Origin of the sequence: Nocardia sp. NPDC056952, from assembly GCF_042674185.1 — a bacterium.
Lineage (GTDB): Bacteria > Actinomycetota > Actinomycetes > Mycobacteriales > Mycobacteriaceae > Nocardia.
This window is the reverse complement of sequence record NZ_JBHURA010000006.1, coordinates 287,054-301,197: the sequence shown is the minus strand read 5'-3', so window position 1 is coordinate 301,197 and position 14,144 is coordinate 287,054. Positions and strand designations below refer to the sequence as shown.

At 69.1% G+C, this 14,144-nt stretch carries 17 protein-coding genes; 2 read left to right on the top strand and 15 right to left on the bottom strand.

Annotated features, from left to right (window positions below; genetic code table 11):
- Window positions 1-29: 29 nt before the first annotated feature.
- From ACFTS5_RS22600 to hemL, 6 genes are all read right to left on the bottom strand, one after another.
- Window positions 30-1,658: a cytochrome c biogenesis protein ResB gene (locus ACFTS5_RS22600; protein ID WP_378634191.1), complete on the bottom strand. Its 1,629-nt coding sequence runs from the start codon at window positions 1,656-1,658 to the stop codon at window positions 30-32.
- Window positions 1,658-2,473 carry a cytochrome c biogenesis CcdA family protein gene (locus ACFTS5_RS22595; protein WP_378634189.1) on the bottom strand — a complete coding sequence of 272 codons (816 nt, stop codon included), beginning with the start codon at window positions 2,471-2,473 and terminating at the stop codon, window positions 1,658-1,660. The genes ACFTS5_RS22600 and ACFTS5_RS22595 overlap by 1 nt, the downstream gene beginning before the upstream one ends.
- A complete protein-coding gene (locus tag ACFTS5_RS22590) occupies window positions 2,470-2,706 on the bottom strand; it encodes a hypothetical protein (RefSeq protein WP_378634186.1) in 237 nt (78 codons plus the stop codon). The genes ACFTS5_RS22595 and ACFTS5_RS22590 overlap by 4 nt, the downstream gene beginning before the upstream one ends.
- Entirely contained in the window at window positions 2,703-3,344 is a 642-nt protein-coding gene (locus ACFTS5_RS22585) for a TlpA disulfide reductase family protein (protein WP_378634185.1), read from the bottom strand. The genes ACFTS5_RS22590 and ACFTS5_RS22585 overlap by 4 nt, the downstream gene beginning before the upstream one ends.
- A complete protein-coding gene (locus ACFTS5_RS22580; protein WP_378634497.1) occupies window positions 3,341-3,958 on the bottom strand; it encodes a histidine phosphatase family protein in 618 nt (205 codons plus the stop codon). The genes ACFTS5_RS22585 and ACFTS5_RS22580 overlap by 4 nt, the downstream gene beginning before the upstream one ends.
- A gap of 119 nt (window positions 3,959-4,077) precedes the next feature.
- Entirely contained in the window at window positions 4,078-5,397 is a 1,320-nt protein-coding gene (gene hemL / locus ACFTS5_RS22575) for a glutamate-1-semialdehyde 2,1-aminomutase (RefSeq protein WP_378634182.1), read from the bottom strand.
- A gap of 207 nt (window positions 5,398-5,604) precedes the next feature.
- On the opposite strand from hemL, the gene ACFTS5_RS22570 reads away from it, so the two are divergent.
- Window positions 5,605-5,991: a hypothetical protein gene (locus ACFTS5_RS22570; protein ID WP_378634181.1), complete on the top strand. Its 387-nt coding sequence runs from the start codon at window positions 5,605-5,607 to the stop codon at window positions 5,989-5,991.
- On the opposite strand, the gene ACFTS5_RS22565 is transcribed toward ACFTS5_RS22570, so the two are convergent.
- The 6 genes from ACFTS5_RS22565 to ACFTS5_RS22540 form a co-directional block, all read right to left on the bottom strand.
- Window positions 5,992-6,216, bottom strand: a complete 225-nt coding sequence (locus ACFTS5_RS22565) for a hypothetical protein (protein ID WP_378634178.1) — start codon at window positions 6,214-6,216, stop codon at window positions 5,992-5,994.
- 76 nt (window positions 6,217-6,292) lie between these two features.
- On the bottom strand, window positions 6,293-6,556 hold the full coding sequence (locus tag ACFTS5_RS22560; RefSeq protein ID WP_378634175.1) for a hypothetical protein: 264 nt from the start codon (window positions 6,554-6,556) through the stop codon (window positions 6,293-6,295).
- A gap of 30 nt (window positions 6,557-6,586) precedes the next feature.
- Window positions 6,587-6,709, bottom strand: a complete 123-nt coding sequence (locus ACFTS5_RS22555) for a hypothetical protein (protein WP_378634173.1) — start codon at window positions 6,707-6,709, stop codon at window positions 6,587-6,589.
- A 58-nt stretch (window positions 6,710-6,767) separates the two neighbouring features.
- Window positions 6,768-7,280 carry a hypothetical protein gene (locus ACFTS5_RS22550; protein WP_378634171.1) on the bottom strand — a complete coding sequence of 171 codons (513 nt, stop codon included), beginning with the start codon at window positions 7,278-7,280 and terminating at the stop codon, window positions 6,768-6,770.
- The gene (hemB, locus tag ACFTS5_RS22545; RefSeq protein WP_378634168.1) at window positions 7,277-8,254 is read right to left on the bottom strand and encodes a porphobilinogen synthase; all 978 of its coding nucleotides are present in this window, start codon (window positions 8,252-8,254) and stop codon (window positions 7,277-7,279) included. Before hemB ends, ACFTS5_RS22550 begins: the two co-directional genes overlap by 4 nt.
- Window positions 8,255-8,296: 42 nt before the next feature.
- On the bottom strand, window positions 8,297-9,475 hold the full coding sequence (locus ACFTS5_RS22540) for a serine hydrolase domain-containing protein (protein ID WP_378634166.1): 1,179 nt from the start codon (window positions 9,473-9,475) through the stop codon (window positions 8,297-8,299).
- Between the two features lie 253 nt (window positions 9,476-9,728).
- On the opposite strand from ACFTS5_RS22540, the gene ACFTS5_RS22535 reads away from it, so the two are divergent.
- Window positions 9,729-10,007 (top strand): hypothetical protein, encoded by a 279-nt coding sequence (locus ACFTS5_RS22535; RefSeq protein WP_364403472.1) that lies wholly within the window; start codon window positions 9,729-9,731, stop codon window positions 10,005-10,007.
- A 56-nt stretch (window positions 10,008-10,063) separates the two neighbouring features.
- Here ACFTS5_RS22535 and ACFTS5_RS22530 read toward each other — a convergent pair whose 3' ends face one another.
- Genes ACFTS5_RS22530 through ACFTS5_RS22520 form a run of 3 tightly spaced genes read right to left on the bottom strand, consistent with a single transcriptional unit; the run spans window position 10,064 to window position 14,135 of the window.
- On the bottom strand, window positions 10,064-11,638 hold the full coding sequence (locus ACFTS5_RS22530) for a uroporphyrinogen-III synthase (RefSeq protein WP_378634163.1): 1,575 nt from the start codon (window positions 11,636-11,638) through the stop codon (window positions 10,064-10,066).
- Window positions 11,635-12,666 carry a hydroxymethylbilane synthase gene (hemC, locus tag ACFTS5_RS22525; RefSeq protein WP_378634160.1) on the bottom strand — a complete coding sequence of 344 codons (1,032 nt, stop codon included), beginning with the start codon at window positions 12,664-12,666 and terminating at the stop codon, window positions 11,635-11,637. Before hemC ends, ACFTS5_RS22530 begins: the two co-directional genes overlap by 4 nt.
- A complete protein-coding gene (locus tag ACFTS5_RS22520; RefSeq protein ID WP_378634157.1) occupies window positions 12,663-14,135 on the bottom strand; it encodes a glutamyl-tRNA reductase in 1,473 nt (490 codons plus the stop codon). Before ACFTS5_RS22520 ends, hemC begins: the two co-directional genes overlap by 4 nt.
- Window positions 14,136-14,144: the final 9 nt, after the last annotated feature.

Here is a 14,144-nt window from a genome sequence, read left to right as displayed (position 1 = left end):
GGATTCCGTCTCCATGTCGAGTGCGCGCATCACTTCTCCGCTCCCAGCAGCCGGGTCCGCAGTCGATCGAACTCGGCGCCCCAGCCCGCTTGGTCGCTCCTGGCCAGGCCGCCCATTTCTACTACGGTGCGTCGTTGACCCACGGTACCTGCCGCGGCCTCGACCGGGTACGTCCGGATCCAGATCCGCCGCCGTTTCAGCAACAGCGACACCAGCAGACCGGCCATCATCGTCAGCGCACTCACCAGCACCCACTGCTGGGCGGGGTCGTGCGAGACCTGCAGGTTCACGAATTCCTCGGCGCCGTCGAAGGTGACCTTCGCCCCGCTGGGCAACGTGGTCGACTCGCCGGGACGCAGGTTGACCCGCGCTTCCTTGGTCAACCGACCCTGCTTGATCATCTCCGGGTCCAGCGAGAACAGCGACTGCGAGCGGCCGGTGTCGAGGCCGGTATTGCCGCGATAGACGTCGACCGCGACCGCTGGGTCGTCCATCCGGGGGAACGACGAGGTGAGCAGGCTGCCGTGGAACAGCGCGGTCGGCGCGAACAGACCCTCGATGGCGATCTGGTTCTGCCGACGTTCCTCGTCGGTGGCGTACATGCCGCCGGGCGGGTCGATGCGCAGCACACCGCTGGACAGGAAGGTCTGCGCGTCGTCGGGCCGCCACTGGATGGTCTCGGTGCGGGTCTGCCCGTTGGGGAAGGTGACGGTGAACGTCGGCGCGAAGCCGTGCCCCTGCAGGTAGACGCGGTCACCAGCGACCCGCAGCGGATGGTTCACCTGGAGTTCGGTGCTGCGCCACGTGTCGGTACTCAGGTCCGCGCCCGCCTGGTACTCGATGTTCGAATGGAACATCTCGGCCTGGCCGGTGGGCAGGTAGTCGGCCTTGAAGTCCTTCACCTTGACGCACAGTGGCGTCATGCCGGTGCCGTCGTTGGTGTTGCCTGCGCGGAACGAGTCGAACACCGCGGGCGAGGTGGTGCAGAAGCCGGGCCCGTCGTTGGCGATCACGATGACATTGCCCTCGTATCCGAGCAGCTTGCCCAGCGCGATCGCGACCAGCAGCCCCACCAGCGACAGGTGGAACACCAAGTTGCCGAACTCGCGCAGATAGCCCTTCTCCGCGGACAGCGTCACCTCGCCCTCGCGCTGACCGGGACGAATCTCGGTCCGCCACCCGCGCAGGGATGCCTTGGCGGCCTCGATCACCTCATCGGGAGTGCGGTCGTCGGGCTCGCTGAAGTGGTGCGGCAACCGGCTGAGGTTGCGCGGCGCGGGCACCGGCGGGGTACGCAGTGCCCGGTAGTGATCCCAGCAGCGCGGCAGGATGCACCCGACCAGCGAGATGAACAGCAGCACGTAGATGGCGGTGAACCAGAAGCTGCCGAACACGTCGAACAGTTCGAACCGGTCCATCCACGGGCCGAGCGTCGGACGGTCGGCGATGTACTGGTCGACCTTCTGCGCGTTGAGGCTGCGTTGCGGCAGCAGGGCGCCGGGGATGGCGGCGAGGGCTAGCAGGAACAGCAGCACCAGTGCGGTGCGCATGCTCGTGAGGCCGCGCCAGGAATTACGGACCAGGGCCCAGGCCCGGCCCGGCAGCGACTGCCGGACGGGCGGGGTGGGGGTGGTCGGTGTGGTCAGCGTGTCAGTCATCAGATCGGAAGAGTCACCTCGGAGACGAACCCGTCACGCACCCAGCCGACGAACTGATCCCATGCCCCCGTGACCAGCGCGACGCCGACGGCGACGAGCAGAACACCCCCGATTACCTGAATGGTGCGCGAATTGCGCCGCAGCCAGCCCACGCCGCGCAACGCACCGGCCGACCCGAAGGCCAGCACGATGAACGGCAGCCCGAGACCGAGGCAGTAGGCGACGATCAACGTCACCCCGCGCACGGCGGTGGTGCCCTCGGTACCCGCGGACACCGCCATCACACCCGACAGCGTGGGCCCCAGACACGGCGTCCAGCCGAGCGCGAACACCCCGCCGAGCAGCGGCGCGCCGAGGATGCTGGTGAGCCTGCGCGGCTCCATCCGCGTGTCGCGCTGCAGGGCGGGGACCAGGCCGATGAACACCAGACCCATCAGGATCGTCACCACACCGCCGATGCGCTGCAGCAGTTCCCGATTCACATTGAGGGTCTGGATCACGCCGAAAACAGTGGCCGTGGCCAGCACGAACACCACCGTGAACCCGGCGACGAACAACCCGGCGGCACCGGCCACCCGCATCTTCGCGCTACGGCGCTGCGCGGTGAGCGTGCTCGCCTGCGCGTTGGTGGCAGGCGGCGCCTCGGCACCGACCAGCCCGGCCAGGTACGACAGATAGCCGGGGACGAGCGGCACGACACACGGTGAAGCGAACGACACCAGGCCCGCGAGCAGGCAGGCTCCCAGCGCCAGCAGAAGCGGACCCGATGCCGCCGTCTGCTGGAAGGAATCCCCGACTGCGGCGAGCGGAATCACTCGTCGGTGTCCGTATCCATGTCATGCTGCTCGTCGCGCGGCAACGCCAGGGTTCGCTCGGTCTCGGCCGGTTCAGCGGGGCCGAAATCGAACAGACCGGCGCCGGCGACACTGCGCGGCACGGTCGCGATGCCGGCCCAACGGTCATCGACCGTCCAGCCCGCACCCATTCGGCGGGCGCCCTGACGGGGACGACACGCGGTCAGATTTCCTGGACGACGACGGCTGCTCACTGCTTCTCCTCGGCGGCGATGCGCTCGACCACGGGCTGAAGGTCTTCGGCCAATAGCGAGCGAAGGAAGACCGCGGCGACCCGGTGCTGACGATCCAGGATCAACGTGGTCGGAATAACACTGGTGGGAAAGTTTCCGCCGAGAGCGAGCAAGGTCCGCATCGACGGGTCGTAGATGGACGGGTATTCGATCTTGTTGTCCACTACGAAGTCCTGGGCTTTGTCGCGCTGATGGTCACGGACATTGATTCCCAGGAACGCGACGCCTTGATCTCTGGTCGCCGCGAAGACTTTTTCGAGAGCGGGCGACTCGGCGCGGCACGGGCCACACCACTGTCCCCACAGGTTCACGACCACGATCTGGTTCGGGAAATCGTCGACCGAAACGGTCTTTCCCTCGTTCATCAGATCGGGCCCCGAGAGCGTGCCGATCGTCCCGCGCGTCGCGGGCGGATCGTAATAGATATCCGTTCTACCACCGGGTGAGACGAATTCGAAGGTCCCACCACCGGTGGCGACCGCATCGGTACCCGCCGAACAGCCCGCCGCGGCGATGATCACCAGCAGGGCGGACAGGACGGCGGTCAGCGCCCGCGGCCGACGGCCACGGGCGGTTCCCGACGAGGTGCAGCGTGTCATGCGCCGTGAACCGACGGATCCGACGCCCCGGCGGGCTCGGAATAGACGATGTCGACGAGCGTGTCGCCGTGGTAGACCAGCGAGGTCAGCGACGCCAGCGAGCACTGCCGGTTGCGCGGGTCGTGCCACAACCGCTGACCCTGCAGGAATCGGCGCAGCGTCCACACGGGCAGCTGATGCGAGACCAGCACCACCTCGTGACCGGCAGCCTCGACGCGGGCCTTGTTCACCGCGGCGAGCATGCGATGGGCGATCTGCAGGTACGGCTCGCCCCAGGACGGGGTGAACGGGTCGCGCAGCTTCCACCAGTGCCGCGGCTTGCGCAGCGCACCGTCACCGACGGAGACGCGCAGGCCCTCGAAGGTGTTGCCCGCTTCGATCAGGTTCTCGTCGGTGCGCACGATCACGTCGTGGGCGGCCGCGATCGGCGCCGCGGTCTCCTGGGCGCGCTGCAGCGGGGAGGCGATCACCATCGCGATGTCGTGATCGGCCAGCGAGCGCGCGACCGCACCGGCCTGCGAGCGACCGGCCACCGAGAGGCTGAAGCCGGGCAGGCGACCGTAGAGGATGCCGTTCGGGTTGTGTACCTCACCGTGGCGCAGGACGTGCACGATGGTTTCGACGCTCGACGGGTCGTCGTCGAGGGCGGGCGGTGCGGCGGCGGGGGCAGGATGGGGCGCCTCGTCGCTATCCGCCGGGACTGGGGCGAATTCTGCGTCGGGCTGGTCGGAGCTCACGCTGGGGATCCTTCGGGGGTTGCGGCCGCGGCCGCGAGGGCGGCGGCGGGCAGAGCGGCGGCGATACGGTCGAACGCGTCCTCGTCGAGTGCCGCGGAGACGAACCATGCCTCGAACGCGCTCGGCGGCGCGTACACGCCCGCGTCGAGCAGGGCGTGGAAGAAGGCAGGGTAACGCCAGGTCTGGCTCGCTTTGGCGGCGGCGTAATCGGTCACCGGACGCTCGGCGAAGAACACGCTCACCATATTGCCTGCGAACTGGACTTGATGCTCGACACCGGCCTCTGTCAGGGCTTTCGCGAACAACGCGCCCAGACGATCGGCATTGCGGTCCAGCGCCGCGTACACCTCGTCGTCGGCCGCACGCAGGGTCGCCAGGCCCGCGGCGACGGCGACGGGGTTACCGGACAGCGTGCCCGCCTGATACACCGGGCCGAGCGGGGCGAGGTTGTTCATGATCTCGGCGCGACCGCCGAACGCGGCGGCGGGCAGGCCACCGCTCATCACCTTGCCGAAGGTGTAGAGGTCACCGGCGACGCCTTCGCGGCCGTACCAACCCGACGCGCTGACCCGGAATCCGGTCATCACCTCGTCCATGATCAGCAGCGCGCCGTTGTCGTGGGCGAGGGTGCGCAGGCCTTCGTTGAAGCCGGGCAGCGGCGCGACCGCGCCCATGTTGCCCGCGGCGGCCTCGGTGATGACGCACGCGATCCGGCCGGGGTGCGCGTCGAAGGCGGCGGCGACGGCGGCGAGGTCGTTGTAGGGCAGCACGATGGTGTCGGCGGCCTGCGCTCCGGTGACGCCGGGCGAGGTCGGCAGGCCGAGGGTCGCGACACCGGAGCCCGCGTCGGCCAGCAACGCGTCGACGTGACCGTGGTAGCAGCCGGAGAATTTGATGATCTTGGATCGGCCGGTGAAACCGCGGGCCAAGCGGACCGCGCTCATCGTGGCCTCGGTACCGGAGTTCACCAGGCGGACCCGCTCGACGGGATCGACGCGGGCGGCGATGGCCTCGGCCAGCTCGATCTCGGCCTCGGTCGGCGCACCGAACGACAGTCCGCTCGTCGCGGCCTTCTGCACGGCCTCGACGACGGCGGGGTGGGCGTGACCGAGGATCATCGGCCCCCATGAGCACACCAGGTCGACGTAGTCGTTGCCGTCGGCGTCGATGAGCGTGTAGCCGCTCGCGGAGGTGATGAACCGCGGCGTGCCGCCGACCGAGTTGAACGCACGAACCGGGGAATTGACGCCACCCGGAATCACGGCGGCCGCCCGCTCGAAGAGCTGGGCCGAAACCGGTACCTGCGTAAGACTCACGGATTCCAGTGTCTCAGTTCGCCTCGGCACGCCGGACGACAGGGTGGAGCACAGTGACCCAGACCGCAGCGACCCACCGACGACACGCCCGACACGCCGCCCCGATCCCGGAAAGAATTCGATCTAGGCCCATTGGCCTGCGACTACGCTCCGGGCGGCTCAGCACCTGAGCCATAGGGAAATCAGGTATCAGCGAGAGGGTATTTCATGCGTTTCGGCGTCACCAGCACTGCCCTTGGCACAGGGTTCGTCGCGGCGGGAGTGCTATTGGGCGCGGGTTCTGCCACCGCGTTCGCACCGCAGGCCCAGCCCGATCGGATCGGTGCCCAACTCAGCCACGAGGAGACCGCGGCCCTCGGGTCGGGGCCCATTCCGGCGATCACCGCGATGCTCGTACCCGCCAATCGGATCGGCGCGGGTCTGCACACCGACAGCGATCTGTACCGCGACGCCGACGGCGGCATCCGCGCCACCCTGCGTCAGGTGGTGACGGAAGCGGCGGCCCATCCCGACGGCACCGTCTCCATCTTCCTGAACGCGCCCGGCACGCGCGGCGGCCGCATCGTCGACGTCTACCAGCAGTGGACCAGCTGATCAGGTGTACATGCAGGGCACTTCGGCCGAGATCGTGTGCAGCTGGCACATGATGCCGTTGTAGATGCCGCTCGAGCCGGTCTCCGGGGCGAAACCGTCGGCGGCCGGCTCGGCGGTCATCGGGGTGAGCGGCAGCCCGGGGGCCGCCTGGGCGGGCGCCGCGGCCAGCGCGATGGTCGCCACAGCGGCGGCGACGGTACAGATTCCTGCGGTCAGTCTGGTCATCGATTCCTCCTCGAGGGAGCCCGCGGTGCGAGCTCGCGTCCCGAACCCCCACGCACACATCGGAATTCGGCTTCCTCTAGATCATCGGTTCGACGCCGCGCGGTGCTACAGATCCGCGGTAGATCCTGGTGACGACATCGATCACCAGCACCCCGCTCACGATCACCAGCGCACAGGCGAGCAACAACAACGGCGGCACGTAGCGCACCGCCACGAACCCGGGGTGCTCATCGGTGCCGACGAATTCGGTCGTGCGCCGTGCGGCACGCCAGCTGACGACCGCGCAGGCAAGGAAGAGCACGGCGAAGCCGAGTTCGAACAGCGCGATCCAGCGTCTCATTCCTGCGATCCTGCCAGGGGCGGGATCGAATCAGCCGACCAGGCTCGGTACCAGAATCAGCGCGATGACGGCGAGGGTGAGCACAACCATCAGCCCGATCACCAACAGGTCGCGTCGCAGGCTGTGTGGTTGCTCGATCACCACGCGCATCATTGCCTCCGCTCCCCGGCGCTCAGCCGGTGTGATAATCCTCACCATACACTGCGCAGTGTCACTTGCGGCGGGACTGGAAGTACTTCGTCGACTCCGGCCGGTAGCTGAGGAACGCGGCCCCCGCGGCGAGCACGCCCTGCACGATCGCCGAGCCACCGGCCACGATCGTCGCGGGATTGGCGACCGCGGAGAAGCTGAACATGGTGGCGACGGCGCCGAGTCCGAGCCAGATCGCGACAACCGTGAGCACCGTGCGCGCCCAGCTCTTGCCACGGCCGAGCTGATGCGCGATGGCCACGGTGACACCGGCCAGCAGCACCCCGACCAGCGCGGTCAGCGCGAAAGCCACCAGCACCATCACGTCGACAGTCGATGCCGGGAAGTTCGGATCCGACTTGTGCATCTCGTCGAGGAACTGCTTGCTGAGCTTGTCGCGCTCCCCGGCCATCGTGATGACGCTGGCGAAGGTGTAGACGACACCGAGGCCTGCGATTCCCCACCACAGTTGACGGGCGGTGCCGACGTCCTCCGGCATGGGAAGGGTTTCGGGTTTGTTCGGCGGAACGATCACGACAGCCAGTGTGCTGCCTCGGTCGCCCAGTAGGTGAGCACGATGTCCGCGCCTGCCCGCCGGATGCCGATCAGCGACTCCAGGATCGAGGCCCGGCGATCGATCCAGCCACGCTCGGCGGCGGCGGTGATCATCGCGTACTCGCCGGAGATCTGATAGGCCGCGACGGGGACGGTCGACCGGTCGGCGACGTCGCGCAGGATGTCGAGGTAGGACATCGCGGGCTTCACCATCACGATGTCGGCGCCCTCGGCGAGGTCGAGGTCGAGTTCGCGCAGCGATTCGCGGCGGTTGGCCGGATCCTGCTGGTAGGTGCGGCGATCGCCTTCCAGCGACGAGCCGACGGCCTCACGGAAGGGGCCGTAGAAGGCCGAGGCGTACTTGGCCGCGTAGGCGAGGATGGCGGTGTCGGTGCGCCCGACGGCGTCGAGCCCACGCCGGATCGCGCCGACCTGTCCGTCCATCATGCCGCTGGTTCCGAGCAGATCGGCACCGGCCTCGGCCTGCGACAGCGCCATCTCCACGTAGCGGTGCAGGGTGGCGTCGTTGTCGACCGCGCCATCGGTGCCGATGACCCCGCAGTGGCCGTGATCGGTGAATTCGTCGAGGCAGGTGTCGGCCATGATGACTGTCGCGTCCCCGACCTCTTCGGCCAGCGCGCGCAGACCGCGGTTCAGGATCCCGTTCGGATCACTGGCCTGGCTGCCGGTGGCGTCCTTGTCCTCGGGCAGCGGCACCCCGAACAGCATCAGCCCGCCCACCCCGGCGGCCACCGATTCCACGGCGGCCTTGCGCAGCGAGTCCAGCGTGTGCTGATAGACCCCCGGCATCGAGCTGATCTCCCGCGGCTCGTCGAGTCCGTCGGCCACGAACATCGGCAGCACCAGCTGACGCGGCTGCAGCGTGGTCTCGGCGACAAGTCGACGCAATGCGGGTGTCCTGCGCAACCGCCGCGGGCGGTCGAAAGCGGTCATAGCCCGCAGAATACGCCTGACCCCCGATGGTCGCCGCAGCGCCTACGACGGGTCGCGACGGCGGGCGGTTTCGCCCAGAATCTGCTCGAAAGTTGCGAAGACCGGGGACGGGCCCGCCGAACTCCAGGTTTCGTTGGTGAGCAGGATCGCCGTCACCGCGCCGTCGTTGGACCAGGTCGAGCCGAGACCGCCTGCCCAGCCGTAGGCACCTGCACGTGGGCCGTCGGGTTGATCGCGTAGCTGGACGCCGACGCCGTAACCCCACCCCGCGCTGTCGCCGGGGCCGGGTCCGCCGCGGGCCAGTTGCTCGGCGGTGAGGTGGTTGGTGGTCATGGCCGCGACGGCTTGTTCGGACAGCACGCGGGTGCCGTCGAGTTCGCCGCCGGCGCGCAGCATGCGGGCGAAGCGGTAGTAGTCGGCGAGGGTGGAGACCAAGCCGTCACCACCCCCTTCGAAGGCCGGTGGAGTGCTCCATTGGCCGTCGGCGGGGTCGAAGACGGTGCGGGCGCCCTCTGTTTCCGAATAATGCGGGCCGAATCGGGCCAGCTTGCCGGGCGGGACGGAGAAACCGGTGTCGGTCATGCCGAGCGGGCGCAGGACGCGCTCGGCCAGGAATTCCGAGAGCGGTTTGTTCGCTGCCCTGGCGACCAGGAAGCCGAGGATCGGCGCGCCGACGTGGTAGAGCCAGCGTTCGCCGGGCTGGTACTGCAGCGGCAGGGTGCCGAGTCGTCGCAGCCAGGTGTCCGGAGGCAACATCCGGGCGGGCGTCGGCGGGCCCCAGCCGAGGTCGAGGGCACTCCAGGCGGCGTCGAACGGCTTGGGCGAGAAGTCGGCGAAATCCATGCCCCAGCCGAGGCGGAAGGTGAGCAGGTCGTCGACGGTGATCGGGCGGTTCGCCGCGACAGTGTCGGTGACTTCGGCGGTGGGGTGCGCGAGCACACGTAAGCCGGCGAGTTCCGGGAGCAGCCGGTCGACCGGTTCGGCCGGATCGAGCAGGCCGTCGTCGATCAGAATCGAGGCCGCCGCCGCGGTGAGCGGTTTGGTCATCGAGGAGATCCGGAAGATCGTGTCGGTGCGCATCGGGGTGGCGCGGGTGGCGTCGAGATGGCCGATCGCGCCGGTGGTGATGTCGTCTCCGGTCGCCACGAGCCATGCCAGGCCGAGCAGTTCGTCCGCGGCGACGTGCGCGCCGAGCCGCTTGTCGATCTCGTCCACCGTCATCGCCTCTCCCGGGTTGCCTTGCGCTACTAGACCACAGCGGTCCGACAGCTACCCGCGAATCACCACGCGCGGCGCTTCGCCGAGGTCGGCGACCGGTCGCGGCGAACCTGTGGATAACATCGAAACCCACTGGAGCTCAATGGCTTCCGCGAGAGATCGCCGAAACCTGTCGGTGCCCCTCGGTATAATCGAAAGCGTGTTCGAGGGTTCCGACGATCGGGGGCGGGACCCTAACGCAACGGGAGGACGCCGAATGAATGCCATTGCCGCTCAGACCACTTTCATCACCGCGCCGTACGTGCCGCTCGAGAAGAAGCGACTGCCCGCGGGCCGTCCGCGCCGTTGGTACGTGGCGCACAACCGTCGGCTCAAGGCCATGCGGTTGACGATCGCGCTGCTGGATTCCGGTGTGTACCTACCCAATCAGGCCACCAACGACACGATCCGGCGCACCGCCGAGAAGATCGACATCCGCCCGCCGTCCGATGCCACCTGCCGGCTCGTGCGCACACTGCTGCGCTACAGCCGGTGACCCTGATACGCCGAAAGCCCGCCGTCGCGGGCGGGCTTTCGGGGTATCTGCTGAGATCAGCGGCTGCTGCTGCGGCGGCTCTTCTTGCGCGGCGGCGGCAGCAGGCCCTCGGCGCGCAGGCGCGACGCGTGCTCGGCCAGTGCCTCCACCAGTGGGCCCACCTGAGCGGTCTCGGGCTGCACGTCCACACGCAGACCGAACTCGATCGCGGTCTCCGCGGTCTTCGGGCCGATGCAGGCCACGATGGTGCGAGCGTGCGGCTTGCCCGCGATACCGACCAGGTTGCGCACCGTGGAGGACGAGGTGAACAGGACCGCGTCGAAACCGCCGGTCTTGATCATCTCGCGGGTCTCCGCGGGCGGCGGCGAGGCGCGCACCGTGCGGTAGGCGGTGACGTCGTCGATCTCCCAGCCGCGCTCACGCAGGCCCTCGGCCAGGGTCTCGGTGGCGATGTCGGCGCGGGGCAGCAGCACCCGGTTCACCGGATCGAACACGTCGTCGTAGGGCGGGAAGTCGGCGAGCAGGCCCTCGGAGGACTGTTCGCCGCTGGGCACCAGTTCGGGGTTGATACCGAAGGAGCGCACCCGCTCCGCGGTGGCCTCACCGACACAGGCGATCTTCACACCGGAGAACGCGCGAGCGTCCAGACCGAACTCGGCGAACTTCTCCCACACCGCGCGCACCGCGTTGGTGGAGGTGAACACCACCCACTGGTAGCGCCCGTCGACCAGACCCTTCACGGCCCGTTCCATCTGGGCGGGGCTGCGCGGCGGCTCCACCGCGATGGTCGGCACCTCGATCGGGATCGCGCCGTGAGTGACGAGCCGCTCGCTCATCTCCCCCGCCTGATCCTTGGTGCGCGGGACGAGCACGGTCCAGCCGTAGAGGGCACGCGACTCCCACCACGACATCTTGGCGCGCTTGTCGACTTCCTTGCCGACCGTCACGACCAGCGGGCCGACGAGCTCGGACGCGGCGTTGTTCAGCGAGGCCAGCGTGGCCTCGATGGTGCGCTGCTGCCGAGTGGTGCCACGCACGGTGACCGCGACCGGCGTCTGCGGCGCCATACCGTGTTCCACCAGCGCGCTGGCGGTCTCGGCCAGGTGACCGGAGGTGGCGTGCAGCACCAGCGGGCCGGGGGCGGCGGCCAGCGCCGACCAGTCGACCTCGCCGCGCACATCGGCCTCGGTGTGCCCGGAGCCCAGCGCGATGCCCGCGTAGCTGGGCACGGCCGAGCCGTTGGGCAGGCCCGGCAGCACCTCGAACACCATGTGCGAGCGGGTGACGGCGTTGACCTCGTTGATCACCGAATCGGTGGTCAACGGGTCGCCGGTGACGATGCGGACCACGTCGTGACCGTTGCGCGCCTCGGCGATCAGCGTCTTGGCCACCTCGGCGGGTTCGCCGAGGGCGGGGCGCACGTCGACCGGGCTCTCGCCGTCCTCGCCCACCTCGACCGCGCTACCGATCAGGGCGAGCACGCCCTTGTCGACATCGGGGTCGGTGAACGCCAGCATCGCCCGCTCGAGCACCTCACGGGCACGTACGGTCAGCAGGGCCGGGTCGCCGGGGCCGGATCCGACGAAAAGGATCCGCCCTGGTTGCTTCTTGGTAGCTCGGCTGCTGCTCATCGGTTGTTCTCCATCGGGCTGGAATTAGTGAAGTCGGTGGGCGCCGGTTCGTCTGTGACGCTCAGCAATGCGCGAGCACCCAGGTCCAGCAGTTCGCGCGCCAGCGTGCGACCGAGTTCGGCCGCGTCTTTCGGCGCGCCGACGATCGAGGCGCGTAGGACATCGGAGCCGTCGATCGCGGCGGCACAGGCGCGCAGCGAGAGTTCGTCGAAGATCCGGCCGTCCTCGTCGATCGACTCGACGATCTCGGCGAGCGCTCCGATCGGTGCGGTGCAGCCTGCCTCGAGCTCACCGAGCAGCGAACGCTCGGCGAGCACCGCGGCTCTGGTCGCGGCATCGTCCAGACCGGCGAGTACCTCGATCAATTGCGGGTCGTCACTGCGGCATTCGACCGCGAGCGCGCCCTGCGAGGGGGCGGGCAGCATCTGCACCGGTTCGAGCGATTCGGTGATCTCGTCGGTGCGCCCGATCCGGCACAGGCCGGCGCGGGCGATGACGATCGCGTCGAGTTCGCCCTCGCTCACCTTGCGCAGGCGGGAGTCGATATTGCCGCGCAGCGGAAGGATGTCGAGGCCGAGGCCGAGTGCGCGCAGCTGCGCTGCGCGGCGCGGGGCCGAGGTCCCGACGCGAGCGCCGGCGGGCAGTTCGCCGAGCACCATGCCGTCACGAGCCACCAGCGCGTCGCGCGGGTCCTCGCGCGGCGGGATCGCGGCGATGGTGAAGCGCGGGTCCTGCGCGGTGGGGAGGTCCTTATAGGAATGCACCGCGATGTCGATGCCGCCCGCGGCGAGCTCGTCGCGCAGCGCGGAGGTGAACACCCCGACACCGATCTTCTGCACCGGATCCGAGGACAGATCGCCCGGTGTCTTGATGACCACCAGTTCGGCGGGCTGCCCCGCCGCGATCAGCGCATCACGGATGGTGCCCGCCTGTGTCAGCGCGAGCAGACTGCCGCGCGTGCCGATCCGCCACGGCGCACTGGGGCTGCCTGCGGTCACGGTGTCCTCTTCCTGCACTGTCGTGGTCATGCGGTTTCCTCCTGCGCATGCCCGAGCGGCGCTGCGTGGTTTCGCATGCTGCCTGTGTCGGGTCTTGACTCGGTCAAGCGTGACGGCCCATCGCCGAGGTGGCCTGCGGTGAAGTCGTCGGCCAGCGCGGACTCCGCCGCGGCGACCTCCATCGGCGCGGCAACCGCTTGTACCGCACCAGGTTTCAGTTCGAACAGCTCACGCAACGCTTCGGCGTAGCTGTCGCCGCCCGGAGTCGATGCCAGCTGCTTCACCCGCACGGTCGGCGCGTGCAGCAACTTGTCGACGACGCGGCGCACCGTGCGCGCCACCTCGTCGCGGGCCGGGTCGGCCAGGTCGGGCAGCCGTGAATCGAGGCGGAGCAGTTCGGCCTCCACCACATCGGCGGCACGCTGACGCAGCGCGGCCACCGTAGGGGTGACCTCCGCCATGCGCTGCCCGGCAAGGTATTTGGCGAGTTCGTCGGCGACGATGACGCGCGCGGCGGCGGTGTCGTCGGCCGCGGCTCCCGCGGCCGGATCGCGCTGCAGCGATTCGATGTCGATGACGGCGACGCCGGGCAGGCCTGCCACGGCGTGCTCCACATCGCGGGGCAGGCCCAGATCGCAGAAGACCAGGGGACGCTCGGCGGCGTCGGTGCGCGCCCGGCCCGCGAGCGCGCGATGGGTATCGGCCAGAGTCACCACGGACCCGACCGCGCCCGTACAGGTGATCACGACATCGGTACCCGCCATGGCCTCGGTGAGCCGCGACATCTCGACCGCCTCGGCCTCGACACCGTGCATGGTGCGCCCGGTTTCGGCGAGACGCTGTGCGCGTTCGAGGGTCCGGTTGACGACGATGATGCGCCCGATCCCGGCCCGCGACAGATGCGCGACGGCCAGCCCGCCCATCGCGCCCGCACCGACCACCACGGCGGTCCGTCCGGCGAGATCGCCCACGACGCCGCGCGCCCGATCCAGCGCCACCGACACCACCGAGGCACCGGCCCGGTCGATCCCGGTCTCCGAGTGCACCCGCTTGCCGACCCGCAACCCGTGCTGAGCCAGCTCGTGCAGGGTGCGCCCGACCGCCTGCTGACCGTCGGCGCTGGCGTAGGCGCTGCGAATCTGGCTGAGCACCTGCTGCTCGCCGACGACCATCGAGTCCAAGCCGCTGGCGACCGCGAACAGATGCTCGGCCGCGGCCTCGCTGTAGCGCACGTAGGCGTGCTTGGTGAGATCGCCCAGCGGCAGTCCGGAATGCTTGGTGAGCAGTTCGCTCACCTCGCCGAGTCCGCCGTGGAAGGCGTCGACGACCGCGTAGACCTCGACCCGGTTGCAGGTGGAGACGATCATCGCCTCCGACACGTGGCTGGAGGCGAGCAGCCGATCCACCAGCTTCGGCCGATCGGCCTCACTGATGGCCACCTTCTCCAGCACCGACACGGGGGCGCTCCGGTGCGAAATCCCGACCAGCAGAACACTCATGACCGCACC